Origin of the sequence: Thermomonas sp. HDW16 (genome assembly GCF_011302915.1) — a bacterium.
Taxonomy (GTDB): domain Bacteria; phylum Pseudomonadota; class Gammaproteobacteria; order Xanthomonadales; family Xanthomonadaceae; genus Thermomonas.
In genome coordinates this window covers 2,222,002-2,240,919 of record NZ_CP049872.1, presented here as the reverse complement: position 1 = coordinate 2,240,919, position 18,918 = coordinate 2,222,002, and the positions used below count along the sequence as shown (strand labels likewise).

At 65.1% G+C, this 18,918-nt stretch carries 12 protein-coding genes and 1 riboswitch; of the genes, 8 read left to right on the top strand and 4 right to left on the bottom strand.

The features are described from left to right. Positions 1-57: 57 nt before the first annotated feature. The 7 genes from hflX (at position 58) to G7079_RS10460 (ending at position 7,437) form a co-directional block, all read left to right on the top strand. Positions 58-1,374: a ribosome rescue GTPase HflX gene (gene hflX / locus G7079_RS10490; protein WP_166057922.1), complete on the top strand. Its 1,317-nt coding sequence runs from the start codon at positions 58-60 to the stop codon at positions 1,372-1,374. Positions 1,375-1,415: 41 nt separating this feature from the next. Further along, positions 1,416-2,504, top strand: a complete 1,089-nt coding sequence (gene hflK, locus G7079_RS10485; RefSeq protein ID WP_166057921.1) for an FtsH protease activity modulator HflK — start codon at positions 1,416-1,418, stop codon at positions 2,502-2,504. Next, positions 2,501-3,364 carry a protease modulator HflC gene (locus G7079_RS10480; RefSeq protein ID WP_166057252.1) on the top strand — a complete coding sequence of 288 codons (864 nt, stop codon included), beginning with the start codon at positions 2,501-2,503 and terminating at the stop codon, positions 3,362-3,364. The genes hflK and G7079_RS10480 overlap by 4 nt, the downstream gene beginning before the upstream one ends. A 3-nt stretch (positions 3,365-3,367) precedes the next feature. Next, positions 3,368-3,556 (top strand): DUF2065 domain-containing protein, encoded by a 189-nt coding sequence (locus G7079_RS10475; RefSeq protein ID WP_166057251.1) that lies wholly within the window; start codon positions 3,368-3,370, stop codon positions 3,554-3,556. A gap of 82 nt (positions 3,557-3,638) precedes the next feature. Beyond that, the gene (locus G7079_RS10470; RefSeq protein ID WP_166057250.1) at positions 3,639-4,931 is read left to right on the top strand and encodes an adenylosuccinate synthase; all 1,293 of its coding nucleotides are present in this window, start codon (positions 3,639-3,641) and stop codon (positions 4,929-4,931) included. A gap of 116 nt (positions 4,932-5,047) precedes the next feature. Further along, a complete protein-coding gene (locus G7079_RS10465) occupies positions 5,048-7,012 on the top strand; it encodes a TIR domain-containing protein (RefSeq protein ID WP_166057249.1) in 1,965 nt (654 codons plus the stop codon). A 146-nt stretch (positions 7,013-7,158) separates the two neighbouring features. Continuing rightward, entirely contained in the window at positions 7,159-7,437 is a 279-nt protein-coding gene (locus tag G7079_RS10460; protein WP_166057248.1) for a hypothetical protein, read from the top strand. A gap of 69 nt (positions 7,438-7,506) precedes the next feature. On the opposite strand, the gene G7079_RS10455 is transcribed toward G7079_RS10460, so the two are convergent. Further along, entirely contained in the window at positions 7,507-8,877 is a 1,371-nt protein-coding gene (locus tag G7079_RS10455; RefSeq protein ID WP_166057247.1) for a serine protease, read from the bottom strand. Between the two features lie 257 nt (positions 8,878-9,134). Here G7079_RS10455 and G7079_RS10450 point away from each other — a divergent pair, with 257 nt between their 5' ends. Next, positions 9,135-11,810, top strand: a complete 2,676-nt coding sequence (locus tag G7079_RS10450; RefSeq protein WP_166057246.1) for a M1 family metallopeptidase — start codon at positions 9,135-9,137, stop codon at positions 11,808-11,810. Positions 11,811-11,894: 84 nt separating this feature from the next. Here G7079_RS10450 and G7079_RS10445 read toward each other — a convergent pair whose 3' ends face one another. From G7079_RS10445 to G7079_RS10435, 3 genes are all read right to left on the bottom strand, one after another. Next, positions 11,895-14,819, bottom strand: coding sequence for a TonB-dependent receptor (locus G7079_RS10445; protein ID WP_166057245.1), 2,925 nt, complete (start codon positions 14,817-14,819; stop codon positions 11,895-11,897). 155 nt (positions 14,820-14,974) lie between these two features. After that, a complete protein-coding gene (gene gcvP / locus G7079_RS10440; protein ID WP_166057244.1) occupies positions 14,975-17,911 on the bottom strand; it encodes an aminomethyl-transferring glycine dehydrogenase in 2,937 nt (978 codons plus the stop codon). Between the two features lie 34 nt (positions 17,912-17,945). Next, positions 17,946-18,077: riboswitch (glycine riboswitch) on the bottom strand. Between the two features lie 96 nt (positions 18,078-18,173). Next, the gene (locus tag G7079_RS10435; RefSeq protein WP_166057243.1) at positions 18,174-18,902 is read right to left on the bottom strand and encodes an ATP-binding protein; all 729 of its coding nucleotides are present in this window, start codon (positions 18,900-18,902) and stop codon (positions 18,174-18,176) included. Between the last annotated feature and the right edge of the window lie 16 nt (positions 18,903-18,918).

The following is an 18,918-nucleotide window of genomic DNA, read 5'->3' as shown; positions in this document are numbered from 1 at the left end:
ATTCCGGGCTTGCAATCGGTATCCGCCGCCCGCATCTGAACTGCAATGCCAACCCAATTGTTCGAACGCTCCCGCCGGGGCGAACACGCGCTGCTCATCCAACCCCACGCCGGCGGCCCGCCGGGCGAGGGCGTGTTGGAGGAATTCGGCGAACTTGCCCGTTCCGCCGGTGCCAGCGTGGCCGCGGTGCTGACCGCGAAGATCGACAAGCCCAATCCGTCCACCCTGATCGGCAGCGGCAAGCTGGAAGAGGTGAAGGCGGCTTGCGAGGCCACCGGCGCCGACCTAGTACTGGTCAACCATCCGCTCAGCCCGGTACAGGAACGCAACCTGGAGCGCGCGCTGGAGCGCCGGGTGGTGGATCGCACTGGCCTGATCCTGGATATCTTCTCGCAGCGCGCACGCAGCGCCGAAGGCAAGCTGCAGGTCGAACTGGCCCAGCTCAAGCACGTGGCCACCCGGCTGGTGCGCGGCTGGACCCACCTTGAGCGCCAGCGCGGCGGTTCCATCGGCCTGCGCGGCCCCGGCGAAACCCAGCTGGAAACCGACCGCCGCCTGCTGCAGAAGCGCGTCGACATGCTGCAGAAGCGGCTGGAGAAGGTCGAAGTGCAGCACACCCAGATGCGCCGCGCGCGAGTCCGCAGCGAGCTGCCGCGCGTCGCCCTGGTGGGCTATACCAATGCCGGCAAGTCCACTTTGTTCAACACGCTGACCGGTGCGGATGCCTATGCCGCCGATCAGCTGTTCGCGACCCTGGACCCCACTGTCCGCCGCATCGAACTTGCCGGTGGCGGCGTGGTATTGGCCGATACCGTCGGTTTCGTACGCGACCTGCCGCATGAACTGGTCGCTGCGTTCCGTTCCACCCTGAGCGAAGCGCGCGAGGCCGACCTGCTGCTGCACGTGATCGACGCCGACGATCCGTTGCGCGACGAGCGCATGGCCCAGGTCGACGAAGTGCTGCGCGAGATCGGTGCCGGCGATATCCCGCAGCTGCTGGTGTTCAACAAGATCGACCGCATCGAAGGTGCTGTGCCGCGCATCGACCAGCGTGGCGAGGATGGCCATGCGGTGTGGCTGTCGGCGCGCGATGGCCTCGGCATCGACCTGTTGCGCGAAGCGCTGGGCGAAAAGCTGGGCCTGCGCCGCGTGGTCGGCGAGATTGTCCTGCCCACCGATGCCGGCCGCCTGCGCGCGCGCCTGCATGCATTGGATGCCGTGCAACACGAAGAACACGATGCCGACGGCTGGCGCCTGCGGGTCGACCTGCCGGCGGTGGATGCCGCGCGTCTGGCCGCACAGGCCGATGGCGCACCCTTGCGCCCCCTGTTGCCGGTGCCTGAAACCGAGCTTCCCGTAGAATCCGACGCATGACGACTTCAAATAGCGGCCCGCGCGGGCCAAAAGCGAGCTGGATGGCCTGGAACAAGCCCGGTGGCTCTTCGAATGGCGGTAATCGCCGTGGCGGCGGCGGACTTGGCGGCCTGTTCGAGAAGTTGCCCAGCTTCGGTGGCGGCTTCGGCGACGGCAGTCCGTTGCGCTGGATCTGGATCGTGCTGGGCCTGTGGCTGGCGTTCAACTGCTTCGTGCTGGTGACCGAACAGCAACGTGGCGTGGTGCTGCGCTTCGGCCAGTTCGACCGGGTGATGCAGCCCGGCCCGCATGTGAAATTGCCGTGGCCGCTGGAGCGGGTGATCAAGGTCAACGCCACCCAGATCAAGACCTACAGTGAAACCGTGCCGGTGCTGACCCGCGACGAGAACATCGTCAGCGTGGAAATCAACGTGCAGTACCGCATCGGCGATGCGCAGCTGTACCTGTTCGGCACCCGCAACGCCGACGACGTGCTGAAGGAAGCGACCCTGAGCGCGGTGCGCGAACAGGTCGGCCGTTCCGACCTCGACACCGTGCTGAGCGCGCGCAGCGCGCTGTCGGTCTCGTCCAAGCAGCGCTTGCAGGAAGCGTTGCAGGCCTACCGCACCGGCCTGGTGGTCACCGAACTCAACCTGCCGAACGCGCGTCCGCCGGAAGAAGTGAAGCCGGCGTTCGATGACGTCAACAGCGCGCAGCAGGACAAGGACCGCGCCAAGAACGAGGCCGAGGCCTACGCCAGCAAGATCGTGCCCGAGGCGCGCGGCCAGGCCGCACGCGTGCGTACCGAAGCGGAAGGCTACAAGACCGCCGCGATCGCCCGTGCCACCGGTGATGCGCAGCGCTTCACCCTGCTGGTCGAACAGTACAAGGCCGCCCCCGAAGTCACCCGCAAGCGCCTGTGGCTGGAAACCGTGCAGCAGGTGCTGGCGAACAACAGCCGCAAGGTGATCGGCGGCGACGGTCGCCAGCTGATCTACGTGCCGATGCAGGGCGCGACCACCACCCAACCGGCGGTGCCGACGCAGGCGATCCTGCCGGATCTTGTGTCGTCGACCGTGGAAGCCACCGCCGATCCGGCGCGCTCGGGCCGCCAGGGCCGCAGTGCGGGCCGTGAGGAGAACGTACGATGAAATTCCCCGCATGGGTGCCGGCCATCGTCGCCGCGTTGTTGCTGTTGCTGGGCTCGGTGTTCGTGGTCAGCGAAGGCCAGGGTGCGATCGTGCTCAACCTGGGCAAGGTGGTGCGCACCGATATCGGCCCCGGCCTGCATTTCAAGCTGCCGCTGATCGAGACCGCACGCGTGTTCGACCGCCGCCTGCAGATCCTGGCCGCGGAACCGGAGCGCTACCTGACCTCGGAGAAAAAGGACGTCAGCGTCGACTTCTTCGCCATTGGCAAGATCGAGAACGTGCGCGATTTCTATCGCGCCACAGGCGGCGACGAATCGATCGCCACGCAGCGACTGGCACCGATCATCAAGGACGCACTGCGCAACGAAATCAATGCGCACACCTTGCAGGAAGTCGTCTCCGGCGACCGCGACAAGGTGCTGCAGGCGCAGCTGGCCTCGATCAACAAGGGCGCTGCCGTGCTGGGCGTGAAAATTTCCGACATCCGCATCAAGCGCATCGACCTGCCGACCGGCGGCGAGGTGATCGGGCAGGTGTACCGGCGCATGAGCGCGCAACGCAAGCAGGTGGCCAGCCTGCTGCGCGCGGAAGGCGAGGAGCTGTCGCAGAAGATCCAGTCCGAAGCCGACCGCCAGCGCGCGGTGATCGCCGCCGAGGCCGAGCGCGACGCGCAGAAACTGCGCGGTGAAGGCGATGCCGAAGCCGCCCGCCTGTACGCCGAAGCGGCCAATCGCGACCCGGGCTTCTACGCCTTCCAGCGCAGCCTGGAGGCCTACCGCAAGTCCTTCGCCGGCGGCGACAGCGTGATCGTGCTGGAGCGCAACGACCCGTTCCTGCAGTACATGCGCAGCGACCGCTGAGCCATGTCCGACCTGTGGGCGGCGCTGTGCCTGGTCGCGGTGCTGGAAGGCCTGTTCCTGTTCGCCGCCCCGGGCGCGTGGAAACGCGCCGCCGAGCAGTTGCAGAACATGCCGGACGAGCATGTGCGGCGGGTTGGCGGGGTCGTGCTGATCCTGGGAATCGTGTCCTTGTACCTGGTGCGGGGCGGTTGACGGTCGCAGCCCGGCCGGGAACCACGTAGAATGTCGAAAAGCCGGGGCAGACCTCGGCTTTTCTCACGTCTGGAGTTCGGAAATGGGTCAGTCAGTCGTCGTTCTCGGTGCCCAATGGGGCGATGAAGGCAAGGGCAAGATCGTCGACCTGCTGACGCAGGACATCGGCGCGGTGGTGCGCTTCCAGGGCGGCCACAACGCCGGCCACACGCTGGTGATCGGCGGCAAGAAGACCGTGCTGCACCTGATCCCGTCCGGCGTGCTGCGCGACGACGCGCTGTGCCTGATCGGCAATGGCGTGGTGCTGCACCCGGGCGCGCTGCAGAAAGAGATCGCCGAACTTGAAGCCAATGGCGTGGAAGTACGTTCGCGCCTGAAGATTTCCCCGGCCACGCCGCTGATCATGCCGTACCACATCGCCCTGGACCAGGCGCGCGAGAAGGCCGCCGGCAAGTCGGCGATCGGCACCACCGGCCGTGGCATCGGCCCGGCCTACGAAGACAAGGTGGCGCGTCGCGGCATCCGCGTGGCCGACCTGCATTACCCCGACGAGCTGGCGGAAAAGCTGCGCGTGGCGCTGGATTACCACAACTTCGTACTGACCAATTACCTCAAGGTCGATGCCGTCGATTTCCAGCAGACGCTGGACGAGGCGCTGGCCTTCGGCGAGTACATCGAACCGATGAAGGCCGATGTCGCCGGCATCCTGCACGACCTGCGCAAGCAGGGTCGCAAGGTGCTGTTCGAAGGCGCGCAGGGTTCGCTGCTCGACATCGACCATGGCACCTATCCGTACGTGACCTCGTCCAACACCACCGTCGGCGGTGCGATGGCCGGCACCGGCGTGGGCGCGGATGCGATCGACTATGTACTGGGCATCGCCAAGGCGTATGCGACGCGCGTCGGCGGCGGCCCGTTCCCGACCGAACTCAACGACGAGATCGGCCAGGGCATCCGTGATCGCGGCCAGGAATACGGCGCGACCACCGGCCGTCCGCGTCGCTGCGGCTGGATGGACATCGTCGCCCTGAAGCGCGCGGTGGCGATCAACGGCATCAGCGGCCTGTGCATCACCAAGCTCGACATCCTCGACGGGATGGAGACGCTGAAGATGTGCATCGCCTACGAATACCGCGGCAAGCGTACCGAATACGCGCCGCTGGACGCGAAGGGCTGGGACGAGTGCACGCCGGTCTACCTGGAGTTCCCGGGTTGGCAGGAATCCACCGCCGGCATCACCGAGTGGGACAAGTTGCCGCCGGCCGCGCGCGCCTACCTGCGTTCGCTGGAAGAACTGGCGGGTTGCCCGCTGGCGATCGTCAGCACCGGGCCGGATCGCGACGCCAACATCGTGCTGCAGGATCCGTTCGCCTGATCGATCCCCTCGAGCCGTGGGGCCTCGATGCCCCACGGCTCGTGTGCCGTCCGCTCGCAGCGCCTGGCTGCGTTGGCGAGGTAAGCTGAACGCTCCAAGGGACGGCGGCGAAGACCATGTCCAGCGGGCCAGCAGAGCCACAGGCACCAACGCAGCCGAGCGTGTTCCTGAGCTATTCGCGTGCGGATCGCGAGCGCGTGCGCGTGCTGGTCGAGGCACTGGAAGCCGCCGGCCTGCAGGTCTGGTGGGACGACCAGATCGAAGGCGGCGCGGCTTTCGCCAAGGCCATCGAGACCGCTCTGCAGGCCAGCGACGCAGTGATCGTGGCGTGGTCCGAGCACTCGGTGACTTCGGACTGGGTGCTGGACGAGTCCGCGCACGGCCGTGACATGAAGAAGCTGGTGCCGCTGTCGCTGGACGGCACCGAACCACCGCTGGGTTTCCGCCAGTACCAGGCGATCCCGCTGGTGTTCGACCATGGCCATATCGATGACGATTCCCTGCAGGCGGTGTTGCGCGCGGTATTGCCGCTGGCCGGGCGCGAGGCCGTGCCGCGTCCGCCGATGCGCGCGAAAGCGCCGGGCCATGATGTACGGCGCCGCCAGCTGCTGATCGGTGGCGGCGTGCTGGCGGCGGCTGCAGGGGCAGGCGCGCTGGGATGGCAACGTGGCTGGTTCGGTGCTTTTGCACCATCCGCCGACGAAGGCAGCGTGGCGGTGCTGCCGTTCGACAATCTCAGTGGCGATCCGGGCAAGGCCTATTTCTCCGACGGGCTATCGGAAGAATTGCGCGCCACGTTGGCGCGTAACCGGAAACTGAAAGTGATGGCGAAGACGTCGTCGGGCAAATTCCGCGACAGCGATGAAAGTGCGGTGCGCATCGCCAGCCAATTGGGTGTGGCCTTCCTGCTCGACGGCAGTGTGCGTTGGGCTGGCGACGAAGTGCGGGTGGTGGCCGATCTGATCGACGGGAACACCGGTTTCAGTCGCTGGACGCATACGTTCGAGCGTCGCATCGACGACGTGTTCGCTGTCCAGGGCGAAATCGCGACCACCGTGGCCACCGCGCTGGCCGCACAAGTCGCCGATCCGGGCACGGCGCAGGAGCAGCGTGCCGCGTCCGGGGGCACGACGGATGTTGCCGCATTCGACGCCTACCTGCGCGGAAGCGCGCTGTACGAGAACGGCAACGACGAGGCATCGGAACGGCAGTCGCTTGCCTTGTTCGACAAGGCGATCGAACTGGATCCCCGTTATGCGGCGGCGCACGTCTCGCGCTCGGCGGCATTGACCACGCTGGCGAATCAATATGGCGAGGTTGCCCAGCGCACCGCCATGTATGACCAAGCGATCGCTGCGGCGAAGCATGCCGTGGCGCTGGCGCCGAAGTATGCCAACGCTTATTCCATCCTGGGCTTCGTGCAGTTCCAGGGCCGGCTGGATGCGCGCGCGGCACGCGAGCCGTTCGAAAAATCCAGCCAGCTAGGGCAGGGCGAGGCCAATGTGCAGGCGCGCTGGGCGCAGTACTGCGCACGCACCGGGCGCGAACGGGAAGCTGCCGAGGCGATGCAGCGGGCATTGTCGCGGGATGTGCTGAACGCGCTGATCTACCGTGGCGCGGGCACCGTCGAATACGCGGCGAGGCGTTTCGAGGCCTCGATCCCGCCGATGCGTCGGGCGTTGCAGATGAACCCGCAGATGCCGCGTGCGCATGCGCAGATCGCCGATGCGCTGGTCCACCTGGGCCAGCTGGCACGGGCGCGCGACGAGTACCTCGCCGAGCCGGTGGCCGATTTCCGCTTGGCCGGCCTTGCCATCGTCGAACATCGGGGTGGCGATCACACTGCGGCGCGTGCGGCGATGGACAAGTTGGTGGCCGAGCTGGGCGACAGCGTGCTCTACCAACAGGCGCAGGTGCTGGCGCAGTGGGGGGAGTTGGAAACCGCCATGACGCGCCTGCTCAAGGCGCGCGAGCTGGGCGACTCCGGCCTGATCTATGCGCGCAACGACCCTTTCCTGGATCCCTTGCGCAAGGACGCACGCATGGCGGCGCTGCTTGCCAGGCTAGGTTTCGACCCATGAGCGAGCCAGGGCCCCGGAACGGATCAGGGCGGGATGTTGTGACCGATGCAGGCGGGTGCAAGAATGTGACGCGGCGCACATTCGATGGGTTCGCCGAAACAGGGGAACGTGCAAGTCCGAGTCATCACCTTTCTAGGGGAACCGTCATGAAACTCTTCAAGTTCGCGTTGGTTGCAATCCTGCTGCCGGGCGCCTTGTCCGCCTGTAAACCCCACGAGTCCGCCGCGCCTGCCGCCGAGGCGATGCCGGCTGCGGCCGAACCGGCCGCTACTGCCGCGCCGGCGAACGCGGAACCTGCCGCCGCCGCGCCTGCCACGGAGACGCCCCCGGCCGATGCGTCCAAGGATGACAACGAGGATTCGCCGCAGTCGGGCGGCGACAAGATCGGCAACGCACCGGCACCGGCCGAAGCCCCCAGCCACTGATCGCGGGGCAGCGCAACAAGCGGAAGGCCGCCACGAGGCGGCCTTCCGTATTTCCGGGCGGGCGTTTCCTCAGGGAAATTCGTTTCGATCCGGGGGCAGCTTCATCGCCTGATCGATCCACTGCGTGTACTGGTCGATACGCGTGTAGACGCCCGGGCGGCCATCGCCCGCGCATTTCTTCTTGCCCCAACTGACGAGGCCGACCAGCAGCGGCTTGCCGTTGGTGAGCACCACCGGGCCGCCGCTGTCCCCGCGGCAGGTGGATTGCTTCGGGTTGGCCGCGCAGAAGACGACGTCCTTGATCTTCTGCGAGCCCGGGCCATAGCCGTCGCGGTTCCGGCAAACGGCATTCGGCATCGCCTTCAAGTCGACACGCAACAGCACTGCGTTCATGGTGTTGGCGCTTTCGCTGCTGCCGGTCACGCCCCAGCCGGTGGCCGATACCTGCGTCGATGCCGACAACGGCGTGCGGTTGAGTTCGATCCGGCTCACGAGGCGAGGGTTGACGGGGCCCGGTTTTCCGTCCGGGACGATGTGCACCAGCGCGATGTCGTTAGCGTACATGTTGGGGGAGACACTCACATCTTTGCTGTCCACATACTGCGAATGGCGCACGATGCGATCGATCTTGTAGAACACGCCATCGCCTTTGGAGATGTCGCGGGTTCCCATCCTGACTTTGAAGCCGAGGTTGACCTTGTACTGGTCGATGCAGTGGGCGGCGGTCAACACCCACTCCGTGGCGATCAGGGCGCCGCCGCAGTAGTGCTGGCGCTGCCAGGCAGGACGCTTGTCGTCGGGTTGCGGCGGCGCGGCGGGATACAGGATCTGCGCCTGCCACGGCACCGAGCTGGCCGCGATCGGCAGGCCACCGAAGGAATAGACGGTGTCCTCGTCGTCGCCGGGGTTGCGCGGCGGTTTGTGGCTGGGTTTGCCGGACTTGCCGGCGACGCGCTTGCTGGTGCGGATCATTGGCATGCCGCCGCCGACGGAATCTTCTGCGTGGTCATCCTCTTCGTCGACCATCCACACGTACTCGTCCTTGGCGAACAGCGAATGGTCGACCGGGATGGCATCGTCCTGTTCGTCTTCATCCTCATCCCAGTCCCCGGCCCAGGCATCGTCGGCGACATCGTCTTCGATCGGATCGTCCTGATCATCGGTCGTGTCGCCAACATCGACCTGATCCTGAGGCTTGGCCTCATCGTTGTGCATCGCCATGCCGTGATCGTCATCGGCCTGGTCGGTCGTGTCGTCGGCTTCATTCGCCTGATCGTCGGCTTCGTCCGCGGGTTCATCGGTCGGTTCTTCGTCGTCGCTGGCCTGGTCGTCCGCGTGCTGATCCTGCGCTGCAACGACGGTGGGATAAGCGCAGAAGGCGAACATCAGCATGGCGGCAGCCAGCCAACGCGGGTTGGCGGCGGAACGGCGCTTGTGCATGGCAACTCCCCTCGGCAGGTTTGCGTGTGTTTGCCTATCCCATCATCAACGCGGCAACGCCGTGCCTGCGGCCAATTGCATTGGCAAGCGGGCCTGCGTCGCAACTGCAGCCCATTCAGCAAACGCCGGGGTGCGCAGGTTTCGCCACAGAGTGGACTGCCATGACTTTCGGCGCTGCCGCTGGACGCCCGCGTTGGCGATGATCGCAACCTTCGCCGGCGACTGCCGCCCGCGTCTCCCATGACCAAGGACAACCCATGCGCCGCAACCTGGTGACTGCCTCAATCACGCTCGCGCTTTTCGGCGCCGCATTCCAGGCGCCCGCGCAGGCGACCGCCGAAATGGTGGCCGCCGCGCCATCCGCGCAGGTCACCACACAGCTGCCGCGCACGGCGCGTCCGAGCCATTACGCCATCGACGTCACGCCGCATGCGGACAAGCTGGCATTCGACGGCAAGGTGAAGATCAGCCTGGATGTCCTGATGCCGACTTCGAGCATCGTGCTGCAGGCGGCCAACATGACCTTCGCCAACAGCGTACTGGTCACCAAGGCCGGCAAGAAGCTGACGCCGAAAGTGAGCGTGGATGCCGACAACCAGACCGCGACCTTCACCTTCGACAAGCCGCTGGCCGCGGGCGGTTACGTGCTGACCACCGACTACACCGGCGTGATCAACACCCAGGCCAATGGCCTGTTCGCGCTGGACTACCAGACCGAAGCCGGGCAGAAGCGCGCGCTGTACACCCAGTTCGAGAATTCCGACGCGCGCAAGTTCGTGCCGTCCTGGGACGAGCCCGACTTCAAGGCCACCTTCGACCTGACCGTCAACGCACCGACGGGCGAGATGGTGGTGAGCAACATGCCGATCGCCAGCGAGAAGGATGCCGGCAACGGCATCAAGCGGGTGGTGTTCCAGACTTCGCCGAAGATGTCGACCTACCTGCTGTTCCTCAGCCTGGGCGAGTTCGACCGCGCCACGCTGATGGGCGAAAACGGCAGCGGCAAGCCGGTGGAGATCGGCGTGATCGCGCAGAAGGGCAAGGTGGAGCAGGCGCGCTATGCGCTGGAAGCCAGCCGCGACGTGCTGCGCGAGTACAACGACTATTTCGGCGTGCCGTTCCCGCTGCCGAAGCTGGACAACATCGCCGCGCCCGGTCGCAGCCAGTTCTTCAGCGCGATGGAGAACTGGGGCGCGATCTTCACCTTCGAGTCTGCGCTGCTGCTGGATCCGCGCATCTCCAATGTGTCCGACCAGCAGCGCGTGTTCACCACCGCCGCGCACGAGATCGCGCACCAGTGGTTCGGCGACCTGGTGACCATGGCGTGGTGGGACGACCTGTGGTTGAACGAGGGCTTTGCTACCTGGATGGAAGGACGCACCACCCAGAAGCTGCATCCGGAATGGGACCAGGACAACGTGGATGCGGTCTACACCAGCCGTGGTGCGATGGGCCGTGACGCCTATGCGACTACCCATCCGGTGGTGCAGCACGTGGCCACCGTGGAGCAGGCCAGCCAGGCCTTCGACGGCATCACCTACGGCAAGGGTTCGGCGGTGATCGGCATGCTGGAAGACTACGTGGGCTCCGACAACTGGCGCAGCGGCGTGCGCAGCTACATCAAGAAACACGCCTACGGCAATGCGGTCACCGACGACCTGTGGGCGGAGATCGACAAGGCCGCGCCTGGCAAGTCCTTCGTGCAGGTCGCGCACGATTTCACCCTGCAGCCGGGCGTGCCGCTGATCAAGGCCAGCGCCAGCTGCGCCGCCGGCAAGACCGTGGTCGCGCTGGAGCAGGGCGAGTACACCATCGACCGTCCCGGCAAGACGCCTCTGCGCTGGCACGTGCCGGTGGCCGTGCGCGGTGCCGACGGTACCGTGGCGCGCACCCTGGTGGACGGCAAGGCCAGCGTGGAACTGCCGGGCTGCGGCCCGATCCTGGTCAACGACGGCCAGAAGGGCTACTACCGCACGCTGTATGCGTCGGCGCAGTTCAAGGCGCTGAGCGATGGCTTCGCCAAGCTGCCGGTGGCCGATCAGCTGGGCCTGATGATGGATGCCAGCGCGCTGGCGGCGGTCGGCCTGCAGCCGGAATCGGACATGCTGGAGCTGACCGGCAAGGTGCCATTGGATGCCTCGCCGAACCTGTGGCAAATGGTGGCTGGCACGCTGGGCGGCATCGACGACATGTTCGAGGGCGATGCCAAGCGCCAGGCGGCCGCCCGCAAGTACGCGTTGTCCCGATTGTCGCCGAAGTTCGAACAACTGGGCTGGGACAACAAGGAAGGCGATAGCGCCACGACGAAGCAGCTGCGCTCCGGCCTGATCGGCACGCTCAGCGGATTGGGCGATGCGAAGGTGATCACCGAAGCGCGCCGCCGTTTCGATGCATCGCTCGCCGATCCCAAGTCGTTGTCGCCGGACCTGCGGCGCACCGTGCTGGGCATCGTCGCGCGCAATGCCGATGCGGTGACCTGGGACAAGCTGCATGCGATGGCCAAGGCTGAGAAGTCGTCGATGATCCGCGACCAGTATTACGGCCTGCTGGCGGCGGCCAAGGACGAGGCATTGGCCAGGCGCGCGCTGGACATGGCCCTGACCGATGAGCCTGGCGTTACCAACAGCGCGGGCATGATCGGCTCGGTCTCGCGCGAGCATCCGGACATGGCATTCGACTTCGCGGTGGCGCATCGTGAACAGGTCGACAAGCTGGTCGATTCGACTTCGCGCGCACGCTATTACCCGGGCTTGGGCGGCAATGCGACCGACCCGAAGATGGTCGACAAGATCCGCGCCTTCGCCGATGCGCATATCGCAGCGACCTCGCGGCGTGACGCGGAGACCGTGATCTCCGGCATCCAGACCCGCATCAAGTTGCGCGCGGAACGCAAGCCGCAGGTCGATGCGTGGCTGAAGAAGAACGGTTATTGAGCGAGAGCGGAAGCGACGGTATGAAACGCGAAGGCCCCGCATTGCGGGGCCTTCTTTTTTCTGGCAAATCAAGGCGTTAACGAGTCACCAGAAGCTGTATTCCAAGAGCAGGTTGAATGAACGCCCACGCGGATCGGCCACGCGCGGCTCCCATGCCGAGCCGCCGCCGTAATCCAGGTAGGCCAGGGTGAATGGCGGATCGGTGTTGAGCAGGTTGCGGACGCCGAAGGTGGCCTTCAGTTTGTCGATGCCGGCCCAGCTCACCGAGTAGTTGTAGGTGATGTACTCGTCGACTTTCGGTTTGTAGTCAGGCGGCACGTACACGCCTGTCCTGATCCTGGTCGGCTGGTAGCCGGATGCGGGTGCGTCGAGGTAACCGTTGCGATAGATCTGGGTGAGCGCGTGCGTCCAGTCGCCCCTGGCCCAGCCGAAGCTGAGCGTGTGCTTCCATTTCAGAGGCAGGATGCCCCAGGTGGTGAACTTGCCGACCTGGTTGGCGCTCCACGGCGATGTTTCCAGGGTCTTGGTCTTGTACTGATCCAGGTAATTGCCGTTGAGGTTGATGTTCCATTTTCCGCCGAAACCTTCGCCGCGCAGGTTGGCGTCCGCCTCGATGCCCCGGGTCAGCGTGCCGCCCGTGTTCACGTAACGCTGGTCGATCTGTACGACATTGCCGCTGGAGTCGCGTATCCAGTTCTCGGTGAAGATGTCGTAGTTGTCCTTCAGCTCACGCAACGACGTGGAGCGGATCGACGAAAGGCGTTCGATTTCCCACCAGTCGACGCTCATGTTGAAGCGGTCGCCCGGCGCGAATACCACGCCGATGCTGCGTTGCTCGGACTCTTCCGGTTTCAGCGCCGGATTGCCGCCGGTGAGGATGGTCGGCCAGATGTTTTCGCAGCCAGCAACGCCAGCCTGCGGGTCGCCACCTGGGCACTTCGCCGGGTCGGCGATGTCAACGCCCGAACCGACGCTGGGCGATTCGGTCGTGCCGCGGAACAGCCTGGCGAAATCCGGCACCTTGAAGCCAGTGCTGTAAGAGCCGCGGAACGCCAACCAATCCGCCGGTTGCCACTTGAATGAATACTTCGGGTTGAACGTGCCGCCGAAGCCGCTGTAGTCGTCGTAGCGACCGGATACGGTCAAGTTGAGTGAATCAATGACCGGTACCAGGAACTCGGTATACACAGCCTTGACGGTACGCGATTTGCCCGACATGTAGTTGGTTGCGTCACCTGCGGCTTGGTAGATCCAGGCGCTGCCGCCGGTGGTGGGGTTCGCCGTCGTGTTCCACAGCGCTGGACCATCGAATTCGTATTCCTCGCGACGCCACTCGGCGCCTACCGCCGCCTGCACCTCGTCGCTTGCCCACAACTTGAAGCCAAGACTGCCATTGAAGGTGGCGTCGAGCGTCGTGGTCGTGGTTTCGCCGTGGTACAGCTCGGTGCCATTGGCCGACATCGCCTCCAGTGCCGCCAGCACTTCTGGCGACTGTGTCTGACCAGGCAGCAGGAATGGGTTGAGCTGGCCACTCTTCATCAGCTGTTTCAGTGGCGCGGTAAAGACGAAGCCGCTTGTCAGCACGGATCTTGCCTTGCTGCTGGATCGAGAGAGTCCTGCCGAGTAGTCCCAATTTCCAATGGTGCCGTCCAGGCCCAGTAACAGCCGCATGGCGCGGGTGGTAGTGGTGTATTCGCGTGGGCCGCATTCGTAGCAGCGCCAGCGAAAATTGATCGGATTACCGTAAACGAGTTTCGGCGTAGCGCCGAAGTAGCCGACGAGCGCGTCGTACATCGTGTCGTAGGTGTCTTGGGTCAACCCATTCAGCGGATACGGATCCAATGCCGAGGGTCCTGCGCCCACCGTCGTGGTGAATTGCAACGCTTCGAAGCGTCGCTTGGCCTGGACTTCGGAACCCATGGCCTCAAGGTAGAACTGATGATTGTCGGAAATCTTGTAGGTGAAGCGACCGATCAATTGTTTGGTGTCTACCGCCTGTTGCAACGTGCGGGCCCGGCCGTAGTCCCACGCACAGGCATAGCGATAGGCCAGATTCCAGATCTGGTCGCCATACGGTCCCATCAGGTCGCCTGCGTTTTCGCAACCGATTCCACCGGGAAGGTCGGCGATGTTCACCCACTGCTGGATGCTGTTATCCAGCGGGTCGTTCAAGCCGCTGTTCGTGGGCGTATTGATCAGGCTTCCCAGTCCATTGCCGATGGTGGCGTAGGAGCCGCCGCGCGAGTCGGGCGAGAGGCCTCGATCCGGCTGGAAGCTGTTGGTGAAGTCGCGCTGGGTGCCGCGCAGGATCTGGTTTTTCTTCACGGTTCCTGCAACCCAGACATTCCAGTGATCGGTGTCCAGGTCGCCGAATCCACCTAATAAGTCGATGTGATGGATATCGCCGCCGCCTTCCTGCGTGATGTCGGTGCCTGCAGAAAGCGACAGCCCCTGGTAGTCGGTCTTGGTGATGAAGTTGATAACGCCGCCGATCGCGTCGGTTCCATACACGGCCGATGCCCCGTCGCGTAGCACTTCGACGCGCTCGATCGCCTGAAAAGGAATGGAATTCAAGTCGACCACCTGGCCGGCCAGTCCGTGTGCGGATACGCGGCGACCGTTGAGCAGCACGAGTGTCGCATCGGCACCTTGCCCTCGCAGGTTGGCACCGGACACGCCATGGTTTCCCCGTCCCTCGCCTGATGCAATGGAGTTGTTGGCCGCCAGGTTGTCCGATCCGTTGGATGCGATGTTCAGCTGCTGCAACAGTTGTTCGGCAGACGTAATGCCCTGCGCATCGATCTCCGCTTTCTGGATAATCGTGACGGGTAACGCTTCCTCGATGTCGGTGCGTTTGAGGCGCGAGCCAGTAACCGTGACTTGTTCGAATGTCTTTACCTTGTCCGTTTTATCCGTCGTACTGGATTCCTGCGCAACCGCCGGCAAGGCCAACGCAGCGAGCAGGGCAAGGGTAAGGCGGTGGACGTTCGGCACGGCACGCACTGACATCAGGCTATCTCCCCGGTAGTGAATTGAACCGGGTGCCCCTGCTGGGCATGTTCACCATGCGTTGTCGTGGATGTCCCCCTCTCCCGGGGCCGTCCTGCAGGGTCACCGCGTCATCGGACTGTAACGCGTCCGATGCGCGGTGTCTTCTTCCCCGTTCAGGACACCATCGGCTCGCTGAAGGCTTCCGGCTCGTCCTTGAAGTCGCCGATCGGCACGCAGGAACAGAACACGTTCTTGTCGCCGTAGACGTTGTCCACGCGGGCGACCGGCGGCCAGTATTTCTGCTGCTTCAGGGTAGCCAGCGGGAACACCGCGAGCTCGCGGCTGTAGGCGTGGTTCCACTTCGCCGCGGCCGCCTGGGTGGCGGTGTGCGGGGCGTGCTTGAGCGGGTTGTCCTCGCGATCCAGTTCGCCTCGCTCGACCATGCGGATCTCCTCGCGGATCTGGATCATCGCGTCGATGAAGCGATCCAGTTCGTGCTGCGATTCGGACTCGGTCGGTTCAACCATCAGCGTGCCGGCGACGGGGAAGCTCAGTGTCGGCGCGTGGAAGCCGAAGTCGATCAGGCGCTTGGCAACGTCTTCGGCGCTGATGCCGGTGGCGTCCTTGATCGGCCGCAGGTCGAGGATGCATTCGTGCGCGACCAGGCCGTTGCGGCCGGTGTACAGGGTCTCGTAATGCGGTGCGAGTTTCTTGGCGATGTAGTTGGCATTGAGCAACGCGACCTGGGTCGCCTTGCGCAGGCCATCGGCACCCATCATCGCGATGTACATCCAGCTGATCGGCAGGATGCTGGCGCTGCCGTAGCTGGCGGCGCTGACCAGCGCGCCATTGCCGACGCCGGAGGTCGCGAAGCCGTCGTCCTGCACGGCCTTCGGCAGGAAGGGCGCGAGGTGCGACTTGACCGCGCACGGGCCCACGCCCGGGCCGCCGCCGCCGTGCGGGATGCAGAAGGTCTTGTGCAGGTTGAGGTGCGACACGTCCGAACCCCACTTGCCGGGCTTGGCCACGCCAACCAGTGCATTCATGTTGGCGCCGTCGGTGTACACCTGTCCGCCGTGCTTGTGCACGATCTCGCAGATTTCGACCACGCCCTCCTCGAACACGCCGTGCGTGGACGGGTAGGTCATCATGATCGCGGCCAGGCGGTCGCTGAACTTCTCGGCCATGCGGCGGATGTCCTCGACATCGACGTTGCCGTTGGCATCGCACTTGGTCACCACCACCTGCATGCCGCACATCTGCGCGGAGGCGGGATTGGTGCCGTGCGCGGATTCCGGGATCAGGCAGATGTCGCGCTGCGGCTGGCCGTTGGCGCGGTGGTAGGCGCGGATCGCCAGCAGGCCGGCGTACTCGCCCTGCGCGCCGGAGTTCGGTTGCAGGCTGACCGCGTCGTAGCCGGTGCATTCCACCAGCATGTCTTCCAGGCCGCTGATCAGTTCCTTGTAACCCTGCGCCTGGTCCGCCGGTGCCAGCGGATGCAGGTTGCCGAATTCCGGCCAGGTCACCGGGATCATTTCCGCGGTGGCGTTGAGCTTCATCGTGCAGCTGCCCAACGGGATCATGGTGCGATCCATCGCCAGGTCCTTGTCCGCCAACGAGCGCATGTAGCGCAGCATTTCGTGTTCGCTGTGATGCGTATTGAACACCGGGTGGGTGAGGAACTTGCTGGTGCGCTGCAGCTCGGCCGGGATCAGCGACGGCGCGCTAGCATCCAGCGCGTCGATGCTCGGCAGCGTTGCATCGTCGCCAGCGAAGATGCGCCACAACAATTCGATGTCGGCGCGGGTGGTGGTTTCATCCAGCGAGATGCAGATGTAATCGTTCCACGCCTTGCGCAGGTTCACGCCCATCGAGGCGGCGCGCGCGACCAGGCCATCGGTCTTGCCGTCGGTCTTCAGCGAAATGGTGTCGAAGGCAGTGCCGTGGTGATCGTGGCTGTAGCCCAACTCGGACAAACCAGCCTTGAGGATGGACGCGAGGCGATGCACGCGCGAGGCGATGCGGGTCAGTCCGTCCGGGCCGTGATACACCGCGTACATCGACGCCATCACCGCCAGCAGGACCTGCGCGGTGCAGATGTTGGAAGTCGCCTTCTCGCGGCGGATGTGCTGCTCGCGCGTCTGCAGGGTGAGGCGGTAAGCCTTGTTGCCCTCGGTATCGATCGACACGCCGATCAGGCGGCCCGGCATCGAGCGCTTGTATGCATCGCGGCAGGCCATGAAGGCCGCATGCGGGCCGCCGAAACCGAACGGCACGCCGAAGCGCTGTGTATTGCCGATCACGATGTCGGCCCCCATTTCGCCCGGCGACTTGAGCAGGGTCAGTGCCAACAGGTCGGTGGCGAATACCACCAGCGCGCCGCGCGCGTGGATGGTTTCGCAGTCCTGCGTCCAGTCCGCCAGCCAGCCGCTGGACGCCGGGTACTGGATCAGCACGCCGAAGAAATCGCCCTTGTCCATGGCCGCCTTCCACTCGTCGGCCGAGTTTGCCAGTTCAATGGCAATGCCCAGCGGTTCGGCGCGGGTGCGCAGCAGTTCGATCGTTTGCGGATGGCTGTCGCCGGAGACCAGGAAGGTGTTCGACTTCGACTTGGACGAGCGCTTGGCCAGTGTCATCGCTTCCGCCGCGGCGGTGGCTTCATCGAGCAGCGAAGCGTTAGCGATCTCCATGCCGGTGAGGTCGGCGCACATGGTCTGAAAGTTGATCAGCGCTTCCATGCGGCCCTGCGAAATCTCCGCCTGGTACGGCGTATACGCCGTGTACCACGCCGGGTTCTCCAGGATATTGCGCAGGATGACATTCGGCACGTGGGTGCCGTAATAGCCCTGGCCGATGAAGCTGCGGAGCACTTTGTTCTTCGCGGCGATGGCGCGGATCTTCGCCAGCGCATCGACTTCGGTGATCGACTGCGGCAAGGCCAGCGGTGCGGCGGACTTGATCGAAGCCGGCACGATGGCATCGGTCAGCGCATCGAGCGATGCATGGCCGACGGTTTCCAGCATGACGGCGATCTCGCCATCGTTCGGGCCGATATGGCGTTCGATGAAAGCGTCGTGGTGCTCGAGCGAGCGAAGCGAAGGCTGGGTCATGGCGGCATCCGGAAGCGCGATTGCGCGTGAGAGGGATGCCCGCTCTGTCCTTTTGCCTGAGAGTTTGGAAGCGCGCGGGCGGGGAGGGGATCCGCACGGCTTCTTGCCCCTTCGGCGCCGGCGCCGCGTTGTCCAATGCGGTGCCGATCTCTCCAGAGTGTAGTCACACGGCGGTCTTCGGCCTGAGCGATTCCGGGCGGTTGCGCCTTCGGCAGCGCGGCGTGGCCGGGGCCCGCGCGCTTCTCCCACCGTGCGGGCGGGATTATACCGGTTCGGTGGGTGCCGCTGGCAGCGGGAACCGCAGGATCACCTTGGTGCCGCCGGTCGTGCCGGGTTCCCAGCCGACGCTGCCGTTCAGGGCCTCGGCGCGGTGGCGCATGCCGATAACGCCACGGCCGTCCGCCCTGCCTGCATTCGAAGCCAGTCCAGGGCCGTCGTCGGTCACATCGAACAGCAGTTCGTGGCCGATCGCGCGGACGCGCATGCGTACCCGGCTGGCATGGCCGTGCCGCAAGGCGTTGGTCACGGCCTCACGCGCAATACGGAACAGGTGCAGCGTCTGCTGTTCGTCCAGGTTCGGGTCTGGCGTGTCCGGATGCTGTTCCCAGTCGAGGCAACTGCCAACCGCCTCCAGGCGGGCCTCGGTTTCTTCGCGGATTTCGCCCAGCGCTTGCAGCAAGGTGCATGCGTCCTGGTGGCTGCGGCTGACGATGTCGCGAAAGTCCTGCACGACGGACCGCACCAGGTCGGCCTGTCCGGGTTGTTCCAGGGTATGGATCAGGGTCAGCAATTTGGCGCCGATATCGTCGTGAAGGTCATCCAGCAGGCGCTTGCGTTCGTCTTCCGCGCCTTGGCGGCGTTCGTTGGCCAGTTGGGCGGAAGCCGTCTCGCGCAAGTCGTCGAGTTGCGAGCGCAGTACCCGCTGGCGGCGCCAAAACCACAGCGCGAGCATCGCGAAGACGAGGGCGGGCAACATGGCAAACCAGGGCATGGCGCGATGTTGCCAG